2 protein-coding genes are annotated in these 939 nt (G+C 73.7%); both read right to left on the reverse strand.

Annotated elements, in window-relative coordinates; all coding sequences use genetic code 11:
- On the reverse strand, positions 1-441 hold a 441-nt coding region (locus tag A612_RS15775; protein ID WP_019375396.1), incomplete at its 3' end, for an ABC transporter ATP-binding protein.
- Positions 438-939, reverse strand: a 502-nt coding sequence (locus tag A612_RS15780; protein ID WP_019375397.1) for a tRNA (adenosine(37)-N6)-dimethylallyltransferase, incomplete at its 5' end; no start/stop codon positions are given. The genes A612_RS15780 and A612_RS15775, both read right to left, overlap by 4 nt.

The raw sequence follows: 939 nt of genomic DNA on the forward strand, positions 1-939 counted from the left end.
CTGCCCGCCGCTGAGCTGCTGCGGCAGGCGCTCACCCAAGCCGGCCAGGCCCACGGCCTCCAGCATGCGGGCGACCTGTGCAGCGTCGTGCCGGCCCAGCAGCATCAGCGGCAGCGCCACGTTCTGCGCCACGGTGAGATGCGGCAGCACGTGGAAGGCCTGGAACACGAAGCCCACGTGCGCGCGGCGCCACAGTGCGCGCTGCGTGTCGTCCATCGGGCCGATGTCCACACCGGCGTGCACGATGCGGCCGGCGTCCCAGTGGTCCAGCCCGGCCAGGCAGTTGAGCAGCGTGGACTTGCCCACGCCCGAGTCGCCGACGATGGCGACGAACTCGCCGCGCTGCACCTGCAGGTGCACGTGGCTGAAGACGGGTTGCGCGCCGTAGTGGCGGGCAAGTCCCTCGACCTGGAGCAGCGGTGCGGCGCCGGGCCCACTCATGCCGAGGGCTCCCGCGCCTGCAGTCGCTCGCGCACCGCCTGCACCAGCCGGTCCAGCGCCTGCGGCTCGTCGCAGGCGATGACCGTGCGCCCCGCCATGCCGCGCAGCCAGGTGAGCTGGCGCCGCGCCAGCTGGCGCGTGGCGGCGATGCCGCGCTCGGGCAGCGTCGCCAGCGGCTCGCGCCCTTCGATGGACTCCCAGGCCTGGCGGTAGCCCACGCAGCGCATGCTCGGCAGGTCGGCGTGCAGGTCGCCGCGCGCATGCAGGCGCAGCACCTCGTCGAGGAAGCCCTCCTGCAGCATGGCGTCGAAGCGCTGGGCGATGCGCCCGTGCAGCCAGGCGCGCTCGCGCGGCTCCAGCGAGAACACATCCTCGATGCGCAGGGGGCCGGCGTCCCGGGCCGTATCCCTTGCGGAATGAAAACTCGACAGCGGCCGGCCGGTGAGCTGCCAGACTTCCAGCGCGCGCTGGATGCGCTGGCTGTCGGCGGGCGCCAGC

The organism is Melaminivora alkalimesophila (assembly GCF_000282995.1).
Lineage (GTDB): Bacteria > Pseudomonadota > Gammaproteobacteria > Burkholderiales > Burkholderiaceae_C > Melaminivora > Melaminivora alkalimesophila.